The organism is Gordonia sp. (in: high G+C Gram-positive bacteria) (genome assembly GCF_047600385.1).
In the GTDB taxonomy this organism is placed as follows: Bacteria; Actinomycetota; Actinomycetes; order Mycobacteriales; family Mycobacteriaceae; genus Gordonia.
This window is the reverse complement of record NZ_JASGKZ010000001.1, coordinates 1,909,349-1,935,357: the sequence shown is the minus strand read 5'-3', so window position 1 is coordinate 1,935,357 and position 26,009 is coordinate 1,909,349. Positions and strand designations below refer to the sequence as shown.

General features: G+C 71.7%; 16 protein-coding genes and 3 pseudogenes. 7 read left to right on the top strand and 12 right to left on the bottom strand.

The features are described from left to right. Positions 1–240: 240 nt before the first annotated feature. Entirely contained in the window at positions 241–528 is a 288-nt protein-coding gene (locus QM809_RS08555; RefSeq protein WP_415045359.1) for a hypothetical protein, read from the top strand. A 215-nt stretch (positions 529–743) separates the two neighbouring features. Here the strand turns inward: QM809_RS08555 and QM809_RS08550 are convergent, their stop codons facing one another. Continuing rightward, on the bottom strand, positions 744–3,731 hold the full coding sequence (locus tag QM809_RS08550) for a UPF0182 family protein (protein ID WP_415045358.1): 2,988 nt from the start codon (positions 3,729–3,731) through the stop codon (positions 744–746). An 88-nt stretch (positions 3,732–3,819) separates the two neighbouring features. Here QM809_RS08550 and QM809_RS08545 point away from each other — a divergent pair, with 88 nt between their 5' ends. Further along, on the top strand, positions 3,820–4,260 hold the full coding sequence (locus QM809_RS08545; RefSeq protein ID WP_415045357.1) for a hypothetical protein: 441 nt from the start codon (positions 3,820–3,822) through the stop codon (positions 4,258–4,260). Positions 4,261–4,289: 29 nt separating this feature from the next. Here the strand turns inward: QM809_RS08545 and QM809_RS08540 are convergent, their stop codons facing one another. Next, positions 4,290–5,330, bottom strand: a complete 1,041-nt coding sequence (locus tag QM809_RS08540) for a PDZ domain-containing protein (RefSeq protein WP_415045356.1) — start codon at positions 5,328–5,330, stop codon at positions 4,290–4,292. A gap of 70 nt (positions 5,331–5,400) precedes the next feature. On the opposite strand from QM809_RS08540, the gene QM809_RS08535 reads away from it, so the two are divergent. The 3 genes and pseudogenes from QM809_RS08535 to QM809_RS08525 all read left to right on the top strand — a co-directional run bounded on the left by QM809_RS08535 (position 5,401) and on the right by QM809_RS08525 (position 9,125). Further along, entirely contained in the window at positions 5,401–6,825 is a 1,425-nt protein-coding gene (locus tag QM809_RS08535; RefSeq protein WP_415045355.1) for a zinc-dependent metalloprotease, read from the top strand. Between the two features lie 78 nt (positions 6,826–6,903). Then, entirely contained in the window at positions 6,904–7,917 is a 1,014-nt protein-coding gene (locus QM809_RS08530) for a TOMM precursor leader peptide-binding protein (protein ID WP_415045354.1), read from the top strand. Continuing rightward, positions 7,808–9,125: pseudogene (locus tag QM809_RS08525) on the top strand (ABC1 kinase family protein). Before QM809_RS08530 ends, QM809_RS08525 begins: the two are co-directional and overlap by 110 nt. Positions 9,126–9,561: 436 nt before the next feature. On the opposite strand, the gene QM809_RS08520 reads toward QM809_RS08525, so the two are convergent. From QM809_RS08520 to QM809_RS08490, 7 genes and pseudogenes are all read right to left on the bottom strand, one after another. Next, on the bottom strand, positions 9,562–9,840 hold the full coding sequence (locus QM809_RS08520; protein ID WP_415047040.1) for a WhiB family transcriptional regulator: 279 nt from the start codon (positions 9,838–9,840) through the stop codon (positions 9,562–9,564). A 413-nt stretch (positions 9,841–10,253) separates the two neighbouring features. Beyond that, entirely contained in the window at positions 10,254–12,299 is a 2,046-nt protein-coding gene (locus QM809_RS08515; RefSeq protein WP_415045353.1) for an ATP-dependent DNA helicase UvrD2, read from the bottom strand. A gap of 67 nt (positions 12,300–12,366) precedes the next feature. Beyond that, positions 12,367–12,582, bottom strand: a pseudogene (locus QM809_RS08510) (mycoredoxin); the annotation flags it as partial. An 11-nt stretch (positions 12,583–12,593) separates the two neighbouring features. Next, positions 12,594–13,551 (bottom strand): annotated as a pseudogene (gene nudC, locus QM809_RS08505) (NAD(+) diphosphatase). A 41-nt stretch (positions 13,552–13,592) separates the two neighbouring features. Beyond that, complete coding sequence (locus QM809_RS08500; protein WP_415045352.1) at positions 13,593–14,654, bottom strand: potassium channel family protein; 1,062 nt, start codon at positions 14,652–14,654, stop codon at positions 13,593–13,595. A gap of 39 nt (positions 14,655–14,693) precedes the next feature. After that, the gene (locus QM809_RS08495; RefSeq protein ID WP_415045351.1) at positions 14,694–18,020 is read right to left on the bottom strand and encodes an ATP-dependent helicase; all 3,327 of its coding nucleotides are present in this window, start codon (positions 18,018–18,020) and stop codon (positions 14,694–14,696) included. Beyond that, complete coding sequence (locus QM809_RS08490) at positions 18,013–21,591, bottom strand: ATP-dependent helicase (RefSeq protein WP_415045350.1); 3,579 nt, start codon at positions 21,589–21,591, stop codon at positions 18,013–18,015. The genes QM809_RS08495 and QM809_RS08490 overlap by 8 nt, the downstream gene beginning before the upstream one ends. Before the next feature lie 92 nt (positions 21,592–21,683). Between QM809_RS08490 and QM809_RS08485 the strand changes: the two genes are divergently transcribed. Both QM809_RS08485 and QM809_RS08480 read left to right on the top strand, forming a co-directional pair. Beyond that, positions 21,684–22,469 carry an alpha/beta fold hydrolase gene (locus QM809_RS08485; RefSeq protein WP_415045349.1) on the top strand — a complete coding sequence of 262 codons (786 nt, stop codon included), beginning with the start codon at positions 21,684–21,686 and terminating at the stop codon, positions 22,467–22,469. A 13-nt stretch (positions 22,470–22,482) separates the two neighbouring features. Then, a complete protein-coding gene (locus QM809_RS08480) occupies positions 22,483–22,797 on the top strand; it encodes an MGMT family protein (protein WP_415045348.1) in 315 nt (104 codons plus the stop codon). 19 nt (positions 22,798–22,816) lie between these two features. On the opposite strand, the gene QM809_RS08475 is transcribed toward QM809_RS08480, so the two are convergent. The 3 genes from QM809_RS08475 to QM809_RS08465 all read right to left on the bottom strand — a co-directional run bounded on the left by QM809_RS08475 (position 22,817) and on the right by QM809_RS08465 (position 25,922). Beyond that, positions 22,817–23,674 carry a TIGR02569 family protein gene (locus QM809_RS08475; RefSeq protein ID WP_415045347.1) on the bottom strand — a complete coding sequence of 286 codons (858 nt, stop codon included), beginning with the start codon at positions 23,672–23,674 and terminating at the stop codon, positions 22,817–22,819. Between the two features lie 89 nt (positions 23,675–23,763). Next, on the bottom strand, positions 23,764–24,957 hold the full coding sequence (gene moeB, locus QM809_RS08470) for a molybdopterin-synthase adenylyltransferase MoeB (protein WP_415045346.1): 1,194 nt from the start codon (positions 24,955–24,957) through the stop codon (positions 23,764–23,766). Next, positions 24,954–25,922 carry a DUF3152 domain-containing protein gene (locus QM809_RS08465; protein WP_415045345.1) on the bottom strand — a complete coding sequence of 323 codons (969 nt, stop codon included), beginning with the start codon at positions 25,920–25,922 and terminating at the stop codon, positions 24,954–24,956. The genes moeB and QM809_RS08465 overlap by 4 nt, the downstream gene beginning before the upstream one ends. Positions 25,923–26,009: the final 87 nt, after the last annotated feature.

Here is a 26,009-nt window from a genome sequence, read left to right as displayed (position 1 = left end):
TAAGTTACACGCAGTGGAACCCTGTGGCAAATCGATTACGGCACAACGTGATCAACGACACTTTTCCGGCGGTTTCCCGAGCCGTGACCAGGGGTTTCGCACGACCCGCCCCCGCCGCACATCCGCCGCCGACGCCTCGATCGCACGCCGCGGGAGCGGGAATCCGCCCTCACACACGCTGTGATCTCCATCACTGCTGCGCTATCCTGGAGATGCTCGACGATCACGGAGGAGGACGACATGGCCAACCATTCGACTCACGAGAAGAGCACCTGGCACCCGATGGCGATGGTCGCCTTCGTCACCCTGATGGCCGGCGGCTGCTTCTCGGCGCTGTGGCTGTACACCCTCGCTCAGCTGCCCGAAGGCAAACCGCTGAACATCACCTACGGCCTCCTCGCGCTGGCGCTGCTCACCATCACCGTGGCCGTCTACACCCGGCTCACCCGGAGCCTGCACCACTCGCCAATGCTGCCCGACCACAGCGAACGCGAGATCAGGCACTACCGGGAGCTTTTCCCGCACTGAGTCGTTCCGCACCGGGGGCGTCGTCGAACACCTGACCGGGGAAGGGACGTCCGACGAGGACCGGGGCCCCACCCACCGCGGCGATCGCGCGCAGAAGAATCGGCCGCAGCGGGTCACGCCCCTGCTGAAGACGGCGCGGGCCCTGATCACATTCGTGACAGGACCCGCGCCGTCGTCGTGCGTGGATCGGGATCCGGGACGGATCGCCGCGAGCGTCAGCTCCCCGAGTTCTCGTAGGCGTCGATGGCCCCGTCCAGTTCCTTCAGAGCGTCGCCGAGCTTGCCGAGATCACCGCTGGACTGCGCCGAACGCACACTCGACAGGGCGTCGCCGAGCCGCTTCACGGCCGCATCGCGGCCGGGAGCGGCCGGCTGCTGATTCGGGGTCGCCCCGTTCGGCTTCGCACCGGCGTCGCCCTTGTTCTCAGCCGGATCGACCCCCTCCATCGGCGTCGCGGCGCCCGGGTTGATGCCGACCTGCTCCAGCGCCGCGGCGACCGTGGTCGCGATGCCGACGGCGGCGCTGTCCTTGTCTGCGGTCGCGATCGCGTTGTAGTAGGTCAACACCCGAGCCAGCTTCGGCATGGACGCATCGCCGGTCTTGGCCTGCGTGTAGATCGGCTGCACGTACAGCAGACCGTTCTCGCCCACCGGCAGCGCCAGCAGGTTGCCGTAGATGTTCTTGGTGTTCTCCAGCAGTTTCAGCTGCTCGGTGACCTTCGGCGCGGCGCGCATCACCTCGCCGCCCTGCGTCGGCCCCACCGTGACCGTGTTGGTCGGCAACGTCTTCAGAGTGAGCTTGCCGTAGCCCTCCGGATCGGAGTTGGCCGTCATGTAGGCCGCCAGGTTCTGCTTCCGCAGGAAGTTCAGCGAGCCGGTCAACTGGAACTGCGCCCGGTTCTGCGCGTTCGGCGCCGACGCCGTGAAGTAGTACGGCGGCTGACGCGGATCACCGGACTTCTCCGGGTCCGGGTCGGCGGGCACCGACCAGAAGTTGTCGGCCTGGTAGAAGGTCGCCGGATCGGTCACGTGGTAACGGGTGAGCAGCGCCCGCTGGATCTTGAACAGGTCCTCCGGGTACCGCATGTGCGACTTCAGATCCTGCTTGGCGTCGAACTCGGCCTTCGTCTTGACCGTGCCGGGGAACACCTTCATCCAGGTCTTGAGCACCGGGTCGGTGTCGTCGGCCTGGTACAGGGTGACCTTGCCGGTGTAGGCATCGACGGTGGCCTTGACCGAGTTGCGGACGTAGGAGACCTCCTCGTTCACCTGGGTGCGCGCGGTGGTGCCGCTGTTCGCCTGCCGGGAGTCGGCGGTCGCGTCCTGCAGCGAGGTGCGCTGCGCGTACGGGTACTTGGCGAGCGTGGTGTAGCCGTCGACGATCCACTTGATGGAACCGTCGGCCATCACCGCCGGATACGTCTTGGCATCGACCGTCAGCCACGGCGCCACCTTCTTGACGCGGTCGCGCGGGTCGCGGTCGTACAGGATCCGCGAGTTCTCGTTCAGCGCGTTGGAGAGCAGGAAGTTCCGTTCGCCGTACTTGACGGCGTACAGCAGTCGGCTGCCCCAGTTGCTCAGCGAGACACCGGAGTCGGCGGTGTAGGTGTAGTTGCTGCCCGCGTCGCCGTCGTACTCCCGGGCGCCCTCGTCGGTCCCGACGATCGCGTAGTCGGGTGTCGAGCTGCCGATGAGCTCACCGAAGTAGATGCGCGGCTGGGTGACGCCGAACGGCGCCTTCCCGTCGGCGGCCTTCGCCGCCCGCACGGTGTTCACGTCGGCGACGATGAACTGCGGCACGCCGCCGCGCTCGGCATCGGAATCGCCGCCGTCGCTGACCACCTTGTTGGCCTGGGCCGCGACGAAGCCGTTGCCGTGCGTGAACACGGTGTGCTTGTTGATCCAGTTGGTCTGGTTCTCGGTCAGCTTGGCCGGATCCAGTTCCCTGGCCGACACCAGGAAGTCCCGCTGCTCGCCGTCCACCCGATAGCGGTCGACGGTGAGCTCGGCCGGGAAGCCGTACACGCTGCGCAGGCCCTGCCGCTGGTTGAACGTGGGCGACAGCACGTTCGGATCGAGGATCCGGATGTTGCTCAGCGTGGCCACGTCGCTGTTCACGCGGGCGGGCTGCGCCGGGGTGCGGCCCCACCCGTCGTCGACCGTGACATCGCGCCCGGGCCGGATCCGGTACGCGTCCCGGGTCGCGGTGATGTTCCGCTGGATGTATTCGCGTTCCTTGTCCGCCGCGCTCGGCTTCACCGCGAACTGCTCCATCGCCGTCGGCCACGCGACGCCGATCACCAGCGACGAGATCAGCAGCAGCACCGCGCTCAGCGCCGGGACCCGCAGATCCCGCAGGAACACCGCGGAGAAGAAGGCCACCGCGCAGACGATCGCGATCACCATCAGGATCAGCTTGGACGGCAGCACGTAGTTGATGTCGGTGAACGTGGCACCGGTGAAGATGTCGCCGCGCCGGTCACCGGTCAGCAGGTCGTACCGGTCGAACCAGTAGGCCACGGCCTTGGCCAGCACGAACAGACCGGCGATCACGGCCAGCTGGATGCGCGCCGGACCGTCGATCATGCCGCGACGGCCGTTGCCGCCCAGCCGGATCCCGCCGAACACGTAATGCGTGAGCAGATTCGCCACGAACGCGACGCCGAACGTGAGGAACGCCAGGTCCAGGATCAGCCGGACGAAGGGCACCGTGAACGCGTGGAAGCCGATGTCCATGCCGAACTGCGGATCCCGCACCCCGAACGACTCGCCGTTGAGGAAGGTCTGCACGGTCGCCCACGACGCCTGCGCCACCAGTCCGGCGAGCAGACCGACCAGGACGGCGGGCAGCAGCGCCGCCAGCCGGGGACGCCGACCGGCGCTCTCCCGGTACTTCACCAGCGGATCGTTGGGATCGGTCAGCGTCAGATGACGCGGCCGGAAACGATACGCCGCGTAGACCGCCCCGAAGACGATCGCGCCGACCGTCACCGCGGTGAGCAGGAAGGTCGCCGACCGGGTCCAGAGCATGGTCGTCACGACCGTCGAGTAGCCCAGATCGGAGTACCACAGCAGGTCCGTCCACAGCGACACGATCCGCGGACCGATCAGCAGCAGCACGAGCAGCACCACGGCCACCGCCACCAGGACTTTTGTTCTACGAGTCAGCGTCGGTCTACCGACCGGACCGCGAGTACCCACCACGTCATTGACTCCAAACGGGGGTTGTGAAGACAGGGATCGCCTCTACCTTACTGATTCGCCCAGAACGGGCACGCGCCACAATGGTGGGGTGAGCTTCTCCCAGGCCGATCTCGGCAACGCCCTCGCCCAATGCGCCGACTACGCGAAAGAGCTCCCGTGGGAGTCTCCGGATCTGCTGTTCGCGCTGATCCCCACGGCGCTGCTCGGCGCCGACCTCGCCGACGGCACCGCGCTCAGCCCGGTGCTCCAGGACCAGGAGGACCCCGACCTGCAGGATCTCCCCGCCGAGGTGGTCGCGGGCCGCGCACTGGTCACCGAGATCACCGTCGTGCCGCCGGACGGCCTCGAGAGCACGGGCAGGCGCGCCCGGCTGATCGCCGGCGTCCTGCGCACCGGGGCGCGGCTGGCGCTGCTCGACGTCGAACCCTCCCCCGACGACGACCCCGCGCAGCAGAATCACCTGCGGACCCACCCGGAGATGGCCGCCGACCTGCTCGACGAGCTCGCGGCCACGTTCGACGGCGACTGACCTCGGCGCGAGCGCGCCGGCCGGGGAGCTCAGCAGTGCGGCCGGGGCCGGCCCGCATCGAGCGCGCCGAGCGCGTCGACCGCCTCGGTCACGCTGCCGACCTTGACCAGTTCCAGCCCGTCCGGCGCGTCGTCGAGCGCTTCCTTGCAGTTGTCCGCCGGGACCAGGAAGGCCTCGGCGCCGGCCTTCTTCGCCGCGCGCAGTTTGTGCTGGATGCCGCCGATGGGCCCCACCTCGCCCGCGGGCACCACGGTGCCGGTGCCGGCGATGAACCTGCCGCCCGACAGGTCGCCGGGGGTCAGGTGGTCGATCACGGCCAGACTCGGCATCAGTCCCGCGGAGGGACCGCCGATGTCGCCGGTGTTGTAGGTGATCCGGATCTTCGGGTCCGCGCTGACCGCCTTCGGAGTCACGCCGAGGTACCCGGCTGCGGCGTCGTCGGGACGTGCGGCCAGCGTCACCTCGACGGCCTTCTCCCCGCCCGCCCGGTTCACCGTGAGGGTCACCTTCTCCCCCGGTTTGCGGGACCGGATCCGATCGTGCACCTGCTGCGCGGTCCCGACGGCGGTGCCGTCGACGGCGACGAGGACGTCGTTCACCTCGAGCCTGCCCTTGGCGGGGCTGTCGTCGGCGATCGAACCGATGCCCACCGCCGTCGGCCGCTTCAGATAGGTCAGCGCTGCGCCCGTGGCGTTGTCGCCCGAGCCCATCATCTGCTGCACGTTCTCCTTGCGGACCTCGTCGTCGGATTTGCCCCGGGGGAAGTACAGTTCGCGCGGCTGCAGCTGGTAGTCGCCCGACACCCACATGCCAATGCCCTGGAAGAGGGTGATCTGGTCGGTCAGCGAGACCGTCGTCAGATTCGAATGCCCCTTGGGGTGATCGTCTTCACCGCCGGTCACGACGACCACCGGCTTGCCGTCGAACTCGCCGAGCGTGTTGACCGTCGGCCCCGGGCTCAATGCGACGTACGGGATCTTCGCGAAGCTGCCGAGCAACACGAACGCGACCACGACGACCACGGCCACGAGCGTCGAGATCAGCAGCCGGCGGGTGTTGTTGCGCTTCATTCCGCTCAGCGTAATCGACACCGCGGCCGGACCGGCGCGGCCCGCGCGCGAGCCCGGTACCGTGGAGGACATGAGTGATCTGCCCTTCGGTTTCTCCTCGTCAGACGGCAAGGACGACGACGACAAGCGGAACCGTTCCGACGGCCCGCAGAATCAGCCGCCGGCCGGCGGTGCGGGCGGCGACCCGTTCGGCGCCGGCGGCCCGTTCGGCGCTGCCGGCTTCGATCCGTCCATGCTCGGCGGCGCCGGTTTCGATCCCTCGATGCTCGGCCAGGTGTTCACCCAGCTGGGCCAGATGTTCAGCGGGATGGGGGCACCCGGCGCGGCCTCGGCCGGTCCGGTCGATTACGACGCCGCGATGCAGACGGCCCGCCGGCAGCTCGGCGACTTCCGGCCGATGCTCGCGAGCGAGGAGAAGGCCGTCACCGATTCGGTGCGCCTCGCCGAGCTCTGGCTCGACGACCAGACCACGCTGCCCGCCGGGATCACCTCCGCGCACGCCTGGACACCGGTCGACTGGCTCGAACAGACCCGGCCGACCTGGAAGGCGCTGTGCGATCCGATCGCCGCCTCGCTCTCGACCACCTGGCAGGACGGCCTGCCCGAGGAGGCCAAGGCGATGGCCGGACCGATGCTCGGCATGATGTCCGGGCTGGGCGGAATGATGTTCGGCACGCAGCTGGGGCAGGGCCTCGGCCACCTCGCCACGGGCGTCCTCACCTCCACCGACATCGGTCTCCCCCTGGCCCCGCAGGGCACCGGCGCGCTGCTGCCGGAGGCCATCGCGAAGTTCGCCGAGGGTCTCGACCTGCCCGGGCAGGAGATCGTCGTCTTCCTCGCCGCCCGCGAGGCGGCCCACCAGCGACTGTTCGCGGGAGTGGGCTGGCTGCGTCAGCGTCTCCTCTCCACCGTCGAGGAGTACGCGCGCGGGATCCGCATGGACGTGGGCGGGCTGGAGCAGCTCGGCGCCGGGATCGACCCGCAGGAGCTCTTCGCCGACCCCGCCAAGATCGAGGCGCTGATGGGCCAGGCCGCCGAGTTCGCGCCGGAGACCAGTCCCGAGCAGCAGGCCGCGCTGAACCGGATGGAGACGCTCCTGGCCCTGATCGAGGGCTGGGTGGAGCACGTGGTGCTGTCCGCGCTGAGCGACCGCATCCCGTCGACGGCGGCCCTCACCGAGACCATGCGACGACGACGCGCCTCCGGCGGCCCCGCCGAGCAGACCTTCGCCACCCTGATCGGCCTCGACCTGCGGCCCCGCAAGCTGCGCGAGGCGGCCGATCTGTGGCGCCTGCTGGGCGAGGCCTCGGATCTGTCGGTCCGCGACGGCGTCTGGGCCCACCCGGATCTGCTCCCCGACTCCGAGGACCTGGATCATCCGGCCGGGTTCATCGACCGGGTGATCGGCGGCGGCACCGACGCGTTCGACGATCCGATCGCCGAACTCGAACGCACCATCGCCGAGGAGCGCAGACAGCGCGGCGACGACGCCTGACCCGCCCCCGCGAAGTTTTCCACAGGCCTGTGGAAAGCGCCCTGGACGTGGCGGGTGCCCGGGTGGCACCGTTCGTCCATGACGAACAGTGACCCGCATCGACCGCTCCCCGTCCTCACCGCGGGCACCCCGGTCCTCGCGCGCGAGGACGGCAGCCTGCACATCGGCTGGGATCCGTCGTCGGCGCTGATCGTGCATCTCGATCCGCCCGCGGTCACCGAGTCCGTCGCACGACTGCTCGACGAGTTGCGACGCCCGATCACCCGCGCCGAACTCGGCGGACGGGTCCGCGCGGCGGGCCTCACCGCGTCGTCGTTCACCGGACTCCTCGATCGCCTGGTGGCGGCGGGGAAGGCCCGCGACCCGGCGTCGGACGACTCGGGACTCCGGGTGCGGATCCACGGCGACGGCGTCCTGGCCCGGCTGCTCGCCGAGGGCCTGTGCACGGCCGGGATCCCGGTGATCGACGATCGGCTCCGCGCCGCGGCGATGTCCCGGCGACTCGACTGCAATCTGATGCTCCTCGCCGACCGGCCGCTGGTCGATCCCGCGGTGCGCCTGGCGCTGATGGCCGCCCGGACCCCGCATCTCCCGGTCGGTCTCGCCGGCGGCGCCGGGGTGATCGGGCCGCTGGTCCTGCCCGGGCTGACCGGTTGCCTGCAGTGCGCGGATCTGCATCGCGCCGAACTCGATCCGGAGTGGCCGGTCCTGGCCGCGCGCCTCAACTCGGCGGCGGGCGGCGCCGATCCGGAGACCACCGCCGTCACCGCCGCCCTCGCCGTTCAGGAGATCCAGAGTCTGGCCGCGCGGCTGGCCGATCCGCGCGGAACCCCACCGCAGATCGTCGATCACCAGCTGCGGGTTCATTCGCACCCGGCGGGCACCTCGCTGCTCGAGGCGCCGCCCCATCCGGGGTGTCCCTGTCGTGGACAGTCACCGCACCCGGGCTTCCTCTATCCTCGGGGCAGGCGAAAGGACTGCGTTGAGCGACATCACACGTGGAGCGGGGCGCCGCAATGCCAAACTGGCGGCGCTGCCGCTCGGCATGGCGGGACGGGCCGCGGCCGGCCTCGGCAAACGACTGGCCGGTAAGAGCAAGGACGAGGTCAGTGCCGAGCTGATGGAGAAGACCGCCGAACAGTTGTTCGCGGTGCTCGGTGAACTCAAGGGCGGCGCGATGAAGGTCGGCCAGGCGCTCTCGATCATGGAGGCCGGGGTTCCCGAGGAGTACGGCGAACCGTTCCGGGCCGCCCTCACCAAACTGCAGGCCGAGGCGCCGCCGATGCCGATCGAGACCGTGCACGCCGTGCTCGATCAGCAGCTCGGCACCCGGTGGCGTGAGCGCTTCGCCGAGTTCGACGACGCCCCCGCCGCCTCGGCCAGCATCGGCCAGGTCCACCGGGCGGTCTGGGCCGACGGCCGGACCGTCGCGGTGAAGGTCCAGTACCCGGGGGCCGATCACGCGCTCAAAGCCGATCTGAAGACGCTGAGCCGGATGTCCGGGCTGATTCAGAAGCTGTCGCCGGGCACCGACGTCAAGACGATGGTCGACGAACTGATCGATCGCACCGAGGACGAGCTCGACTACCTCAGCGAGGCCGACAACCAGCGGGCCTTCGCCGAGGCCTTCGCCGGCGACCCCGACTTCGTGGTGCCCAGGGTGGTCGCGAGCGCACCGAAGGTAGTGGTCTCGGAGTGGATCGAGGGCACCCGGCTGAGCAAGATCATCACCGACGGCACCCGCGAACAGCGAAACGCCGCCGCCACCAAGATGACCACCTTCGAGTTCAGTTCACCGGCCCGCGTCGGCCTGCTGCACGGCGACCCGCACCCCGGCAACTTCTTCGTCCTCGACGACGGACGTTTCGGCGTCCTGGACTTCGGCGCCATCGGACGTTACCCGGACGGTCTGCCGCCGCAGACCGGGCCGATCCTGGCACTGGCCCGCGACCGGAAGTACGACGAACTGCGCGCCATGCTGGTGCAGCACGGCTTCATCCTCCCCCAGTACGCGTCCAAGGTGAGCTCGGACGATCTGGCGAACTATCTGAAACCGTACGTCGACCCGCTCTACTCCGACTCATTCCACTTCACCCGCAAGTGGATGCAGCGGGCGGCGGGCAAGGCCACCGATCTGACCGGCGACGTGTACAAGACGTCGCGGTACATGAACCTGCCGAAGGAGTACGTGATGGTGTTCCGGGTCCTGCTCGGCTGCGTCGGCATCGCCGCTCAGCTCGAATGCCGAGGCCCCCTATCGCGCGATCATGAACGAGTGGGTCCCGGGCGTCGCCGACTGATCACCGACGGGACTTCTGATCACCGGCGGGGCTTCGACACGGTCTCGCCCAGCGGCTCGACCGGCTCAGCCGGCGGGTGGAATCTCCTCCTCGACCGGGATCTCGACTCCGCTCGATCACCGAGGTATCTCTCCCCCGCCGGTCGAGCGGAGTCGAGACCACCGATAGGCGAAGCGGGCCGCCCGCCGGCATCGGGTGAGGGTGGGGTGCCGAGGGTCGTCGCAGCGCCCTCCGCACGACACGCGTCACGCTGACGTGGGGCGTGGCGGGCCGCCCTCTGGCATCGGGTGAGGGGCAGGACGACGATTTCGGTCGAACGTCTCCGCACGACACGCGCCTGACGCGAGTCGAGCGCGCTATCTCGCAGAACGTCGCGTGGCGAGGACGAGTGAGACCGAAATCGTCGTCCTGCCCTGACCCACCCAGAGCCAGGCGGCTACGCATTCTTACGCGGCCGCCCCCGCGGCCTCTTACGCGCGATGACGACGCCGCCGGCGAAGATCTCGCCGCCCCAGACGCCCCAGGGCTCGCCGCGCTCGACGGCTTCGGCGAGGCAGGGGGCCTGCAGCGGGCACTCGCGGCAGAGCGCCTTGGCGTTCTCGAGGTCGGCGGGGGCCTCGGCGAACCAGAGGTCGGCGTCGCCGCTCTGGCAGGGGAGTTCGATGCGGCGCGGCTCGATGCGGCCTATTCGGCCCGTGGTCTGCGGGGCCGGCATCTCGGTGGGGAATCCGACAGTGGTGAATTCGGTGATGGTCATGTGTGGGCTTTCGCGTGAAGTGACTGTGGTCCTTGCGCGATGCCCCGGAAGCCGAAAGGGGGTGAAAAGAAGAACCGGCCCGGGGATTCGCTGTCGCGATTCGCCGTGGCCGGGAAGGTCTCTGGTGTGAGTCCGGGTCTGTCAGATCCCTGATCGAGATCGACAGCCGACGACGGCCACGGGGAATCGCATGCGCGCTCGCGACGCTGCTGCTGCAGGTACGGCGGCGTTTTCCTGATGAGTGGCGTACAGCCAGAATGCTCTTCATGTCGGTGCGATTCCTTTCTCGGTCGATGACGACTCGGATCACAGTACGCCCCTGCCGGGGGGCGCACAATCTTTTTTTGACCTGCGCTTTTACCGTGTCGTGTTCAGCGGCCCGCGGGAGTGCTCCGGTTCCCGGCGATCACCGCGAGCACCTCGGCGCCGAACTCCTCGACGCGTTCGGCGGTCATGCCGCTGATCCGGCGCAGCTCTTCGAGGCTCGTCGGCAGTGATCGCGCGAGTTGTTTCAGCGCGTTGCCGCTGCACACGTTCGACGCGGCGATCCCGTTGTCGGCGGCGTACTCCTCGCGCCAGTCCACGAGTGCCTCGTACACCGCACGATCGGGTCCGGCGGGTCGTCCGCCGACCGGGTCCCCCGTCCCGGGCGAGTCCGTCGGTGCGCCGGGCACCAGTCCGTCGAGGAACCGGGAACGACGACGACTCGCCGCCCGCCCCTCGGACCGGGCCAGGCTCCACGAGAGGTGCAGGTGTTCGCGGGCGCGTGTGACGCCCACGTAGAGGAGTCGTCGTTCCTCCTCCACGCCTTCAGGAGTCTTGCCCGCCCGGCCCAGCGGCATCGAGCCCTCGTGCAGCCCGGTGAGCAGCACCGCGTCCCATTCCAGGCCCTTGGCGGCGTGCATCGACGCCAGGGTCACCCCCCGCCCGCCGTCGCCACCGGTGCGGGCGCGGTCGTGCAGTGCCGCGACGAGGTCGGCGAAGCTCAGTCCCGGCCGGTCGGCCAGCACCTCGTCGGCCAGTTCCACCAGGCGCGTCATCTGCTGCCAGTTGACGCGGGCCTGCGCCCCGCCGGGTTCGGTGTCGGCGTAGCCGAGCGGCGTCAGCGCGCGACGGACCGCCGCCGCCGTCTCCATCGGCGGTGGCGGCTGCTGCGCCAGCGAGGCGAGCCTGCGAAGCGCCGCGGCCACCTGGGGACGTTCGAAGAAGCCGAGGTCGCCGCGGACCCGGTAGTCGATGCCGGCCGCGGACAGCGCCTCCTCGTACGGCTGCGACTGCACGTTGATGCGGTACAGGACGGCGATCTCGTCGGCCGCGACTCCGGCGCGCAGCAGTCTCTTGACGTGCGCCACCACGCCGACCACCTCGGCGGTCTCGTCCGGGTACTCGGCGAAGACCGGTTCGGGCCCGCCCGGTCGCTGCCCGACGAGTTCGAGCCGGGTGCCCGCGGCCCGGCCGCGGGCGCGGCCGATCACCCCGTTCGCCAGCGCCACCACCTGCGGCGTCGACCGGTAGTCGCGTTCCAGGCGCACGAGCGTCGCGTCCGGGTAGGTGCGGGTGAAGTCCAGCAGATACTCCGGGGTGGCGCCGGTGAAGCTGTAGATGGTCTGGTTGGCGTCGCCCACCACGGTCAGATCGTCGCGGCCGCCCAGCCAGGCGTTCAGCAGGTACTGCTGCAGCGGGGTCACGTCCTGGTATTCGTCGACGACGAAGCTGCGGTATCGCGCCCGGAACTCTTCGGCCACCGCGGGCGTGGAGTCGAGGATCCCCCCGGTCAGCAGGATCAGGTCTTCGAAATCGAGCAGCCGGTCGCCGTCGGGTGCGGCCTTGCCCGCCTCGTACGCCTCGAAGACGCCCGCGATGCTCTCCGCCTGCAACGGCAGGTCCCGGCCGCGCGCCGCCTCCGGGTAGGTGTCCGGTGAGGCCAGCGTCGATTTGGCCCATTCGATCTCGGCGGCCAGATCGCGGACGAGTTCCCGGTCCGCGGTGTCGACGCCGGCGTCGCGCATCGCCCGCCGCACCATCGGGAACTTGCTGTCCATCAGCCGCCACTGCGACGAGCCGACGGCGATCGGCCAGAAGTAGCGCAGCTGGCGCAGCGCCGCCGCGTGGAAGGTCAGTGCGGCCACCCGGCTGCCCGGTCCCGAGACGCCGAGCGCGGCGAGTCGCTCGCGCATCTCGGCGGCGGCGCGCGCGGTGAACGTCACCGCCAGCACCTGACTCGGATTCACCTGGCCGCTCTCGATCAGCGCCGCGATGCGCCGGGTGATGGTCCGGGTCTTGCCCGTCCCGGCGCCGGCCAGCACGCAGACGGGGCCGCGCGGTGCGAGCACGGCCTCCGACTGCTGCGGATCGAGCCCGTCCCGGGCCGACGCGGTCGGCCGGTGGACGGGTGCTGCACTCGATCGAACGGTCATGTCCTCACGGTCTCATGCGCCACCGACAGAACCCGCCGGGGCGGCGGGTCCGCTCGGCGGGGTCGGCTCAACGACCGAGCTTCTCCAACACTTCGCCGATGCCCGGGTTGGTCTTGGTGGAACCGTCGTCGAACAGCAGGGTCGGGACCACCCGGTTGCCGCCGTTGACGCTCTCGACGAAGGCCGCGGCCTCCGCGTCGTGGTCGACGTCGATCTCGGTGTACTCGATGTTCTGCCGGTCCAGGCTCCGCTTGAGGCGGACGCAGAACGGGCACCAGGAGGTCGTGTAAACAGTCAGCGAGGCGGCCATACCGGCCATTCTAGGATCCGCTCGCGGGCCGTCGCCCAACCGGTGATCAACGACCGCGCGATCGAGACGCTCGGCGGCAGCAGCAGCTCCGCCTCGGGGGCGTCGGTGCCCCAGTCCTCGTCGCGGTCGAGCGAGGCCCGGACCTGTTCGCGGGTGAACCAGCGCGCGTCGGCGATCTCGCCGTCGGCGAAGCTCAACGGCTGCTCCGGATCGGCGATCGCCTCGAAGCCGAGCATCAGCGAACGCGGGAACGGCCACGGCTGCGAACCGAGGTAGCGCGGCTGCGCCGCGACGATGCCCGACCTCCTCGGCCACCTCCCGGATCACGCACTGTTCGGCGGACTCGCCCGGTTCGACGAAGCCGGCGAGCGTGGTGAACCGGGGGTGCGGCCACTGGTGCTGGCGCCCGAGCAGGATCCGGTCGGCGCCGTCGTGCACCACCATGATCACCGCCGGGTCGGTGCGCGGGTACTCCTCGACGCCGTCGCCGCTGCGCCGCACCCATCCGGCGCGGCCCGCGGTGGTCGGGCTTCCGTCGACCGGGGAGTAGGCGGCCGACCGATGCCAGTTGAGGATCCCGATCGCGGTCGCCAGCAGTCCGGCGTCGTCGGCGCCGAGCAGTTGCGCGCCGAACCGCGGATCGCCGGCCGGCTGCGGCACCTCCGCGGTGCGCACGGCCCACAGGTCGCCGCCCGCGACGCCCAGGAACACCGCGTCCGCGGGCGGCGCGTCGGCCAGTTCGGTCGCGGCCGCCCACCGGAGACCGCCGTCCTCGGCCACCGGGTAGCGCCCGGCGCCGTCGATCAGCAGCACCCGCGCGGTGGTCCAGCCCGCCGCGAGTCGTTCGGGCGCATCGCGCAGGTGGTCGGCACGGTCGAACTCCGCCCGTGACAGCATCGGCGGTTCGGCGAACTCGAAACGCGTCCCGATCCTCCGCGGCATCGCGCCGGTCCTCGACGCCCCTTCTTCTCTCGACACCACGGTCAGCCTCGCTCTCCCTGCCGGACGTACAGCAGTCGGTCGCCCGCCTCGATCGCCTCGACCTCCTTGGCGCCGACGCGATACAGCTCGCCGCCGCGCACCACGCCCAGCACCAGGTCCTTGGTGTGCGCGGGCGACCCGCCGGTCTCCGACGGGTCCACCTCGCGTTCGGCGATCGCGTAGCCCTCCTCCGGGCTGAGCAGGTCCTCGACCACCTCCACCACCGACGGCGTGATGGTGGCGATGCCGAGCAGCCGGCCCGCGGTCTCCGACGAGACCACCACCGAATCGGCGCCGGACTGCCGCATCAGGTGGATGTTCTCCGATTCACGCACCGAGGCGACGATCTTGGCCCGCGGATTGAGTTCACGCGCGGTCAACGTGACCATCACCGCGGTGTCGTCGCGGTTGGCGGCGATCACCAGCGCGGCCGCGTGCTGGACGCCCGCCAGCCGCAGCGTGTCGGACTTGGTGGCGTCGCCGCGCACCGTCACCAGACCGTCGGCGGCGGCGTCGTCGAGCGCGTTCTGCTCGTCGTCCACCACGACGATCTCGTTGGGGCGCACGCCGTCGGCCAGGACGGCCGCCGTCGCGGTCTTGCCCTTGGTGCCGTAGCCGACGACGACCGTGTGATTGCGCACGCGATTCCTCCAGTTCTGGATCTTGATGGCCTGCCGCGACCGTTCGGTGAGCACCTCGAGCGTGGTACCGATCAGCACGATCAGGAAGAGCACGCGCAGCGGCGTGATGAAGACGATGTTGAGGATGCGCGCCGACTCGCTCAGCGGCGTGACGTCGCCGTAGCCGGTGGTCGAGAGGGTGACCGCCGAGTAGTAGAGGCAGTCGATGTAGCTGAGCGGGGTCTCGTCGACGTCGCGGTAGCCGCCGCGGTCCAGGTAGACCACGAACGAGCAGACGAACAGCGCGATCAGCGCCCACAGCACGCGGCGGCCGATGGCCCGCGCCGGGCTGCGCTCCAGTTCCGGGATCTTGACGATGCCCACCAGCGCGTAATCGGGCTTCTCGGGCGCTCCGCTGCGCGCCCGGCGCAGACGTTCGCGCATCGCAGGCCCGACAGGCGATTCTGGTCACATCAGCGAAGGCTACTCGATCCCCGGCGCGGGCGCCGCCAGGAGCCGGGCCAGTTCCGGCGCGTCCGGGAGATTCGTCGGTTCCAGCGTGTAGTCGTGCCGGACGTAGACGAACGCGGCCCGCACGACGTTCACGTCCACGCCGCGCAACCGGGCCCACGCGACCCGGTACGCGGCGAGCTGCAGTTCCAGGGCGGCCCGCTTGGCCGGTTCGGGCACCGCCCCGGTCTTCCAGTCGACGACGAGGAATCCGCCCGACCGCTCGGCGAAGACCGCGTCCATCCGGCCGCGCACCACGGTCTCCCCGATCACCGTCTCGAAACCGACCTCCACCGCCAGCGGGGTCCGGTCGGCCCACGACGAGCGCAGGAACGCGGCGCGCAGCAGGTCGAGCTCGTCGTCGATCGCGGTCTCGTCGGAGGCGCCGGGCAGCTCGTCCATGTCGAGCAGCCGGGTCGCGCCGAACCGCCGCTCCACCCAGGAGTGGAACGCGGTGCCGCGCCGGGCCATCGGGTTGGGCCGGAACGGGACCGGCCGCCGCAGCCGCGCGGCGAAGGCGGCCTCGTCGGTGCCCAGCTCCACCAGCTGGCTCACCGACAGCTGCGCGGGCAGTTCCACGTCGACCGCGTCGGCGTCGGTGCGTCGTCGTTCGTCCAGGAGCGCGGCGACCTCGGCGCGCCACGACGCGATCTCGGGATCGTCGGTGCGGGCGGCCGGCAGCGCGATCAGGCCGCGTTCGGCGCGGGCGGCCTCCACGGCCCGCGCCGCGGCGACCATCCCCGGCCGCCGGTCCCCGAGCCGGTCGACCGGCCATTCGGCGGTCACCGGTTCGGCGGTCATCGGGTTCTCGGCGCCGTCGTCCGGGGCGGGGACGGCGACGTCGACGGTCATGCCGGGGGCGTCGGCCGACTCGACCAGGGCGGCGAGCTCGTCGTAGAAGTCCGAGCCGCCGCGCGGCTTGTCCCCGGACGCCGACCACCAGTGCGCCGACACCAGCAGCGTCTGTTTGGCCCGGGTCAGCGCGACGTAGAGGAGCCGCCGGTCCTCGTCGAGACGACGGTCCTTGATCGCCTCCTTGTGCTCGGCGAGCGCCTCCTCCAGCTCTTTGCGGTCCCCGACCGAGCCCAGCCGCAGCGCCGGATACCCTTCGCCGCCGTCGACGGCGAGGTCGCCGCGCAGTTCGGCGGGCAGTTCCCGCGGCGAACCGAGCCAGCTGGTGTCGGCCTTGGCGCTGGGAAAGATCCCGCGGGCCAGGTGGGGTACGACGACGAGGTCCCACTCCAGTCCCTTGGAGGCGTGCACGGTGAGGATCTGCACCCGTTCGTCGGCGACCTCCACCTGGCCGGCCTCCAGGCCCTTCTCCACCGATTCCGCGGCGTCGAGGAACGAGAGCAGTCCGGGCAGGGTGGCGCCCGGCCGCTCGGCGTAGGCCGTCACGTAGTCGGCGAAGGCGTCCAGGTGTTCGCGGCCGGTGGTGACCCCGCGCATGCGACGAGCACGGATCTGCGCCTCCACCGCGACCCCGATGGTCTGTTCGACGTCGGCGACCAGTTCCGGCAGCGGCTGGCCGATCCGCCGGCGCAGCCGTTCCAGTTCGCGGCCGAACGCGCGGATCCGTTCGTAGCCCGCGGCGGAGTAGCGTTCCCGGTCTCCCGGATCCACCAGCGCGTCGCCGAGGCCGGCGGCGTCGACCGATTCGGCGGGTAGCGCCGAGGCCAGCGCCTCGTCGAGTTCGGCGCGGGTGGCCACCGCGCCGCCGACCGGGGCTCCGGAGTCGGCGGCGAGGTCGCGGGCCCGCCGCCACAGGGCCGCCAGATCGGCGGCGCCGAGTTGCCAGCGCGCACCGGTGAGCAGCCGCGCCGCCGCGGTCCCGGCCATCGGGTCGGCCATCAGGCGCAGGGTGGCGACGATGTCGGTGATCTCCGGGACGTGCAGCAGGCCGCCGATGCCGACCACCTCCACCGGGATGCCTCGTTCGGAGAGTTCGGCGGCCATCGGCGCGGAGTCCTCGTTGCGGCGCACCAGGATCGCCACCGTGGACGTCGGGGCGCCGACGTCGGCGGCCGCGGCGTAGGCCGCCTCGACGTGGTCGGCGATCCACGTCCGTTCGTCGGCCACGGTCTCGGTGAGCGCCAGCCGCACCGTGCCCTCGGGGGCGTCGTCGCGCGGCCGGAGGGTGGAGACCGGGACCCCGCGGGCCCGCAGCTGCGCCGACACCTCGTTGGCCAGGTACAGCGTGCCCCGGCAGTTGCGCCAGCTGGTGAGCAGCTCCCGGTGATGCGCGCCCGAGGCGTCGCCCTTCGGGAAGTCCCGGGCGAAGCGCGGCAGGTTGGCCGCGGAGGCGCCGCGCCAGCCGTAGATGGACTGGATGGGGTCGCCGACCGCGGTGACCGCCAGCGGCGCCCGGCCGGGCCGGTAGCCGCCGAACAGCGCCGACAGCAGGAGTCGCTGGGAGTGCCCGGTGTCCTGGTACTCGTCGAGCAGCACCGCCTTGATCCCGGCGCGTTCGGCGTCGACCACCTCCGGCCGGGTGGTCACCAGTCGTGCGGCCAACGACATCTGGCTGCCGAAGTCGAGGGCGCCCTGGTCGGCCATCCTGGCCCGCAGCGCCTGCACCAGCGGCAGGAGGGCGCGTCGTTCGTCGGTGACCGCCTGGATGTCGCGCAGCTTCTGGTTCGGTCCCCCGCGCTGCCGCGGGCCCTTCGGGAGCGTGTCGATCATCGAGTACAGTTCGCTGCCCGCGGCGGCGAGGGCATCGTCGTCGACCAGGTGCTCGGCCATCTCCGAGTACAGGTTCAGCACGGCCTCGGTCACGCCGGCCGGCGCCTTGGTGGTCTCCAGCCGGTGCGGCCACGTGGTGACCACCGAGAACGCGAGCTGCCACAGCTCGGTCTCGCTGAGCAGGGTCGACGACGGCTCCACCGGCAGCAGCAGCCCGTAGTCGGCGATCAGCCGGCCGGCGTAGGCGTGGTAGGTGCTCACCTCGGCGTCGGCGCTGCGGAGCACGGAGGCGAGTTCCCCGCCCGGGTCCCAGTCGTACAGCGCGGGCGACCCGGCCAGCATGGACAGTCGGCGGCGGATCCGGGCGGCGAGTTCGCTGGCCGCCTTGCGGGTGAAGGTGAGGCCCAGGATCTCGTCGGGGGCGACGAGACGGTTGGCCACCAGCCACACCACCCGCGAGGCCATGGTCTCGGTCTTGCCCGCGCCGGCGCCGGCGACGACGAGCATCGGCTCCCTCGGCGCCTCGATCACCTCGACCTGCTCGTCGGTGGGCGGCGGCAGACCGAGGGCGGCGGCCAGCGAGCGGGCCCCGATCCGGGGCCGTGTCGGGTCAGTCATCGGTCACCGCCTTCCCCCGCAACTGCGCCGGGCAGCTCGATGCGAGCCCGCAGACCCCGCACCACGAGCCCACTTCGGCGACGAAGCGCGGCCCGATGCTGCTTCGGGCGGCGCCGCGCACCACCCCGATCCACTCGTCGACCTGTTCCGGGGTGAGCGGGGCCTGGGTGCGTTCGGCGGCGCCGCTCTTCTTGTTCGCGTTCGCGACGTACACCAGCCGCCCGCCGCCGACGGCGCCGGAGTCGAGCCCCTCGACACCACCGAGGATCAGCGCCAGCTGATACGCCGCGAGCTGCGGGTGTTCGGCGGCCTCCGCGGCGGTGAGCGCGTGCCGACCGGTCTTCACGTCGATCACCACGGGGTGCCCCAGATCGTCGGTCTCCAGTCGGTCGATGCGGCCCACCAGCCGGACCGGGAGGTCGTCGGGCCGGCCCTCGTCGTCGGTCCCGGGAGGGAGCACCGCGGACACGTCCACCTCGATCGCGGCTTCGGTGAGCTCGGCGCGCGAATAGGTCAGCCAGTCCCGGAAGTTGACGAGCATCTGCTCCGCGCGCTGCAGTTCCCGCTCGCTGAACCAGGCCGCGGGGGAGGCGACGCGATCCCAGATCTCGTGCAGGGCCCTGGTCACCTCGGCGTGGTCGAGTTCTCCGGCGACCGCCTGCACCAGCGTGTGCACCAGGGTGCCGGTGACCGCGGCCTCCACGTCGCCGTCACGGCCGCCGTGCCGCTCCAGCATCCATTTGAGCGAGCACTTGGTGAGGGCGTCGACGTTCGACGGCGAGAGCGTCCGCGGACCGGATTCGACGGTCCACAGCGGCGCCTCGCTGCTGGGTTCGAGCAGTCCGTACCACTGCTCCGGAGCGGCGCCCGGGACGTCGTCGGCGGCCAGTTCGGCCAGCAGCTGGGCGGCCGCCTCCCGGCGCTCCGAGGTGGTCTCCGAGTCGGTCAGGGCCGCGCGGAGTTCGGCGACCATCGACGGCAGCGAGAGCAGGCGGCGCACCCCGGCGTCGAGGGGGACCTCGTCCGCGGCCTCGCCGTGCTCGTCGTGGTCGGCGCCGTACCCGCCGAGCGCGTCGGCGATCTCCGGCACGAAGCGCGACGGCGAGGCGTCGCCGGTGCCGTCCTCCACCGCGGTGACCAGCAGACGACGCCGCGCCCGACTGCACGCGACCAGCAGGAGCCGCCGTTCGTCGGCGAGCATCACCGAGTTCCGGGAGACCGTGCCGAGAGCGTCGACGGCCATGCCGTCGAGCAGGTCGACCAGCGCCGGGGTGCCCAGCACGCTGCCGCGGCTGCGCAGCGACGGCCACAGCCCGTCGAGCACGCCCGGGACGGCCACCACCTCCCATTCGCGGCCGGCCGCCGAGTGCGCCGAGAGCAGTTGCACCGCGTCGGCGGAGGCGGTGGGGGTGCGCGACTCCCGCGGGATCTGCAGCTGGCCGAGGTAGTGCAGGAACGAGTCGAGATCGCCGGCCGGCAGGTTGTCGGTGTACGACGCCGCCGCCTCGAACAGGGCGAGCATCGCGTCGAGGTCGCGGTCGGCCTGCTCTCCGGAGCGGTCGCCGCGCAGCGACCGGGCCAGCCAGGTGCGCTCCAGTCCGGATGCCTGCCACGCCCGCCACAGGGTCTCCTCGACGCCCTCCCCGGCGCGGTCGGCGATGCGCGCGGCACGGACCACCTTCAGGGTGCGCACCAGCGGTTCGGCCTCGAACTCGGTGAGGCCCGCCAGATAGGGTTCGGCCCGCGCGGGATCGGCGAGCGCCGCGGCGAGCGCGCTGAGCGAGTCGGGGGTGTCGATCCGGTCCCGATGCCCGGCATCCTCCGACGTCGTCTCCGATCCCGACGCAGACTCCGGTCCCGACGCCGACTCGGGGTCGGGTGTGCCGTCCTCCGGTGCGGGAGGAACCGCATCGCCGGGCGCGTCGACCGGTTCCGTCGGCGCCTCGGGGTCTGCGCCCGCCGTCGGGGCCGCGACCCCGCCCTCTTCGTGCAGGCGCCGTATCCCGCGGCGCAGCCGACGCAGCTGGCCCGGACCGGCCGCCCCGATCGGCCCGGAGAGCAGCGTCACCACGGCGTCGGGTTCCAGCGGGGTCTCCCCCGCCGCGGCCCGCAGCGCCAGCGAGAACGCCTCCACGGCGCGTTGACGATACAGCGGCAGATCACTGGTCGGGGTCGCGACCGGCACCCCCGCCGACGAGAACGCACGGCGCAGCGCGGGCAGGGCCCGCGGGACCGAGCGCACGATCACCGCCATCCGATTCCAGGGGACGTCGTCGAACAGGTGGGCCCGGCGCAGCAGGTCCGCCACCGCGGTGGCCTCCTTGGCGACCGACGAGAACACCCGCACCGAAGCGCTGCCGGGATCGCCCCGATCCGGCGGCGCCGTGTTCGGGTCCGCCTCCCCCGTCGGCGCCGGGGCCGCGGTCGGGGCGGGGAGTTCGGCGGGCGTCGGGTGGGGATGCGCGCGGGCACCCGGGAGCCGCGCGGCCAGCGCCCGGGTGACCACCGCGACCTCGCCCGCGCAGCGATGCCCCTCGGTCAGCACCACGTCCCGCCCGGCCGGGAGTTCGGCGAAGAACCGCGGGCTGGCCCCGCGGAACGAGTAGATCGACTGGTCCGGATCGGCGGCGATCACCGTCAGGTCGGCGCCGGTGCCGATCAGCCGGACCAGTTGCGCGGCCTGCGGGTCGAGGTGTTGCGCGTCGTCGACCAGCAGGTAGCGGATGCGCGAGCGCTGCTCGGCCAGCAGGTGCGGTTCCATCACCAGCGCCGAGAGCGCCGACCCCACCAGTTCGGCGGCGTCGACGGCCTGCGGACCGGCCTCGGGCGCGTCCACGCCGACCGCCCCGCGCAGCAGCATGGTCTGCTCGTACTGGGCGAACGCGGTCCCCGCCGCGACCCATTCCGGCCGGGAGTGCCGGTGCCCCAGTTCCGCCAGGTCTTCGGGCCCCAGGCCGCGTTCGGCCGCACGCATCAGCAGGTCGCGCAGCGCCTGCGCGAAGCCGTCGGTGGCCAATGCGGGACGGAGCGACTCCGGCCAGTAGGCGGCGCCGTCCTCGATGTCGCCGGCCAGCAGTTCACGCAGGATCACGTCCTGCTCGGATCCGGTGATCAGCCGGGGTGACGGATTGCCGTGCGCGGAGGACTGCAGGCGCAGCACCGCGAACGCGTACGAGTGCACGGTCCGGACCAGCGGCTCGCTGAGCGCGGCCTGGCCGCCGCGGTTCCCGCTCGCCGCACCCGGCCCGCCCCGGTCCTCCGACCGGCCCGCAGCCAGCACCCGCCGGGTGATCTCGGTGCGCACCGCCACCGCGGCCCGCCGGTTCGCGGTGAGCACCAGCACCGACTCGGGGTCGGCATCGGCGTCGAGCAGCCGGGAGACGGCGATGTCGACCAGGAGGGAGGTCTTGCCGGTACCGGGTCCGCCGCAGACCCGATACGGGTGCCAGGGCTGCCGGGGATCGGGCCGGTGCCCCGGTGCGAGCAGCGCGGCCGCATCGTCCGGCCACACGCGTGCGGGCAGCTCGAACGACGCCTGAGAGGCGATCAGTCGGGTCCGCGTGGTGGCCATGTGCCCAATGGAATCACGCCCCTGCGACAGTTCCGCGCACGGGCCGTCGAGGCCGACGTAAGGCTTCCGCCGCAGGGCCTACTGTGGACCGCATGACCGCCGCCCTGCACACCCACCTGTTCGGTCCCGAGGACGGGCCGACGATCCTGGCGATCCACGGCCTCACCGGCCACGGGAGACGCTGGGGCCTGCTGGCCGACGGCCACCTGCCCGGCGTCCGCGTCGTCGCCCCCGATCTGCTCGGCCACGGGCGGTCGCCGTGGACTCCCCCGTGGCGGATCGACGACCACGCCGCCGGAGCGGCCGCCGCCGTCGAGACGCACGTGCCCGAGGCCGCGCGGCCGGTGGTCGTCGTCGCGCACTCCTTCGGCAGCGCCGTCGCCCTGCACCTGGCGCACGCCCGGCCCGACCTGGTGCGGGCCCTGATCCTGCTCGATCCGGCGCAGGGGCTGCCGTCCGACCGCGCCCTGGCCATGGCCCGGGGCGCCGCCGCGCACCGCGGCTACCCCACCGCCGACGACGCCCGGAACGCCAAACGCGCCGAGGGCTGGGGTGCGGTGCCCGACGACGTCCTCGATCGGGAGCTCGCCGACCACCTGGTGACCGCCGAGACCGGCGTCGACTGGCGGGTGTGCCTGCCCGCCGCGATCACCGCGTGGAGCGAGATGGCCCGGCCCGCGGTGCTGCCGCCGGTCGGGATGCCGACGCACGTCGTCGTCGCCGATCGGGTGCAGCCGCCGTTCGTCACCCCGGAGTTCCTGGCGCGCTGCGCCGCCGAACGGCGCGACACCGTCACCGTGCACCACGTCGACACCGAGCACATGGTCCCGTATCTGGCGCCGGAGACCGTCGCCGCGCTGATCCGCGACGTCCTGTAGGGGCCTGCTCGCGATGCCGAAGATCACCGACGAGCAGGTGGAACTGGTCCGCGCGCTGATCCGGTCGGTGCCGCCCGGCCGGGTGACGACCTACGGCGACGTCGCCGACGCGGCGGGCCTGACCAACCCGCGGCAGGTCGGGTGGATCCTGCGGACCGACGGCGCCGACCTCCCCTGGCAGCGGGTGGTGCCCGCCTCCGGTCGGCCGAGCGTCGCGAACGCCGGGCGCCAGCTGGAACTGCTGCGCGCCGAGGGCGTGCCGATCGTCGACGGTCGGGTCCGGTTGCGGTCGTGCCGCGCCGACCTCGACGCGCTCATGGACGAGTGACTCCGCCCGTCGTCACGAGTCAGACGAGTCGGCCGACCTGCTCCGCGACGTGCACCAGACCGGGCAGCGAACCCGGCATGGCGCGCGGGTGCAGGGTGTGCACGGCCAGCCGGAACATCGTGGCGCGCACCAGCATCTGCGGCCAGGCCGGCAGGTGCGACCACCGGTCGATCAGACCGTCGTCGGCACCGCCCCAGGCCAGCGCATCCACGACGACGACCGCCGAGGCCCAGGCCGCGGGCCGGTAGTAGGGCACGATCTCGGTGATCGCCGGCGCGGCGGCCCCCGCGAACAGGACGGTGCCGAACAGATCGCCGTGCACCACCTGGGAGGGCAGCGACACCGGGCGACGCAGCCCGGCGAGGTACTTCAGCGCGTCCAGCGCCTGGCGGCCGTCCTCGGTGGTCGACACGGGCATGCCCGCGGCCCGCGCGGCCCGCAGCGGGACCTCTTCCCAGGCGGCGCGGTCGGCGGCGTTGAACACGTCGACGTCGTTGAACGGCGGCGCGGGCAGCTGCAGCAGGATGCGGGGCCGTTCCAGGCGGGCGAGCGCCACGTGCAGACGGTCGGCGACGGCCAGCACCTCGTCGTGCCGCGGCTCGGGACTGCCCGCGACGTAGGTGTCGGCGCGCCAGCCGGACACCACGTACCGGCCGTCGCTGGCCCGCAGCGGACGGGCGATCCTCATGTCCTCGACGTACAGGTGCTCCCGGGCCTTCGCCGACCAGGCTGCACGCGCGTTGTCGGGCACCAGTGACAGCACCACTTCCCCCACGCGCCAGCCGGCCGCACCCGTACCCTCCATCGCGATGGGCGGATGCACCGTCAGCCCGAAGGCCGACAGCACGTGCTGTGGGGGCTCCGGAAAACTGGTCACGTCGGAAACACTACCCACGCGCCGTCCGTTTCCCCCGACCGGCACGCCACTCCGTCGACGGCGAGACCGCACGCGTCACACTCGCCCCACTAGTACAGGGGAAGGTCCGGATCGATCTCCCGCGCCCAGGCCGCGATCCCGCCGTGCAGGTGCCGCACGTGATCCAGGCCCGCCCGGTGCAGCGCGGCCAGCGCCTCCGCGGACCGCACCCCGGTCTTGCAGTAGAGGATCACGTCGCCGTCGTGCGGGATGTCGCCGAGCGCCGCCCCGGAGATCAGCCCGGCCGCGGGGACCGGTCGTGCGCCTTCGAGGTGCACGATCTCCCACTCCACCGGTTCGCGCACGTCGATCAGGACCGGCGGTGCGGCGCCGTCGAGCATCGTCTTCAATCGGACCGGGGTCACCGCCGACCGCCGGGCGGCGGCCAGGACGGCGTCGTCGTCCACCCCGCAGAACTCGTCGTAGTCGATCAGTCCGGTGATCGGAGCCCGGCCGGGGTCCCGTGCGAAACGCACGGTGCGCCACGTCATGTCGAGGGCGTCGTAGAGCATCAGCCGGCCGAGCAGCGGCTCGCCGATGCCGCAGATCAGCTTGATCGCCTCGGTCCCCATCACCGAACCGATCGACGCGCACAGCACGCCGAGCACCCCGCCCTCGGCGCACGACGGCACCAGGCCCGGCGGCGGGGCCTGCGGATACAGGTCGCGGTAGTTGAGTCCGCGGCCGTCCGGAGCGTCCTCCCAGAACACCGAGACCTGGCCGGTGAACCGGAAGATCGAGCCCCACACGTACGGCTTGTGCGCGAGCGCGGCGGCGTCGTTCACCAGGTAGCGGGTGGCGAAGTTGTCGGTGCCGTCGACGATCAGGTCGTACCGGCCGAAGAGCTCGACCGCGTCGTCGGCGGTGAGCGCCGTCTCGTGCCGTTCCACCCGGCAGTCCGGGTCGATCGCGGCGATCGACTCCGCCGCCGAGACCACCTTGGGTCGTCCGACGTCGGCGACGCCGTGGATCACCTGCCGCTGCAGATTCGACTCGTCGACGACGTCGAAGTCGACGATCCCGAGCGTGCCGACCCCGGCGGCCGCCAGGTACAGCAGGACCGGCGAGCCGAGCCCGCCCGCACCGGTCACCAGCACGCGGGCGTTGCGCAGTCGACGCTGACCGGTCGGCCCGACGTCCGGGATGATCAGGTGACGGCTGTATCGAGCGATCTCCGCCCGCGAGAGCTCCGGCCCGGGCTCCACCAACGGCGGCAGCGGGCCGCGCGGCGCCCCGGACGTCATTTGTCGGGGTACGGCCAGGCGTTGGCCCGGCAGGTGAAGGTCCGGTCGGCTTTCATCTCCGGATCGAGCGCCATGATCTCGCTGTTGGCCACACCGAAGGTCTGCTGCATCATCACCGGCGCCAGCGCCCCGTCCTGCTCGCACGGACGATGACTCTCGTACCCGATGCCGTGGCCCACCTCGTGGTTGATCAGGTACTGGCGGTACGTCAGATCGTCGCCCTGGAACGCGACGGCGCCGCGGACCCAGCGCGCCTCGTTGAGCACCACGCGTCCCTCCGGCGGATAGAAGCACGACGCCTCCAGCCGGATCTGGTAGCCGCACAGCTCCCGCGAGGTGTCCGCCGAGGTCAGCGAGACCCGCAGGTCCGGCTCGCCCTTCTCGATACGACGGAAGGCGACCTTGCCGTCCCCGATCCAGCTCTTCGGATTGGCCAGCGTCATGTCCACCAGTTTGCCGAACGCCCGCGCCCCGCCGAAGTGCTGCGGATTCAGCCCCTCCTCGATCTCGACGGTGTACGTGTACACCTCCCGGCCGGTGCCGACCTTGCCGGTGGTGCCGCGGACCAGCGAGAACACCCGCTCGCCCTTCTGGGTGAACGGGCCGCCGGGCGGGAGGGCTCCCGCGGGCAGCGCCTCGTTCGGGATCTGGCTCGCCGGCGCACCGATCGGCGCCGTCTCCTTGGTGATGTCGGTGTTCCGCGACATCGGATCGGCCACCGGCGTCTCGGCGTCCCCCGAACCGTCGTCGACGACGGTCACCACCAGCAGCACGATCGTGAGGACCGCCAGGAGGAAGATCGCGTACGCCCGCCAGCCGTAGGTGCGGATGAAACTCCCGAACGGACCGCCCCGCTGCGGGTCCTCGGATTCGTCGTCGATGATCGGGTCCCAGCGGGCGCGCAGCGGCTGATCTGGCCGCGGGCGCCGGGGCCGGGGAGCCCCGGGCGATGGTGTACCGGTCACGTCACAACTGTCTCATAGATTCGGTCCTGTACCTTGAATCTACCTCGGGAGGCCCGCACGACCCCGGCGGGGAGACGAGTACGCTGC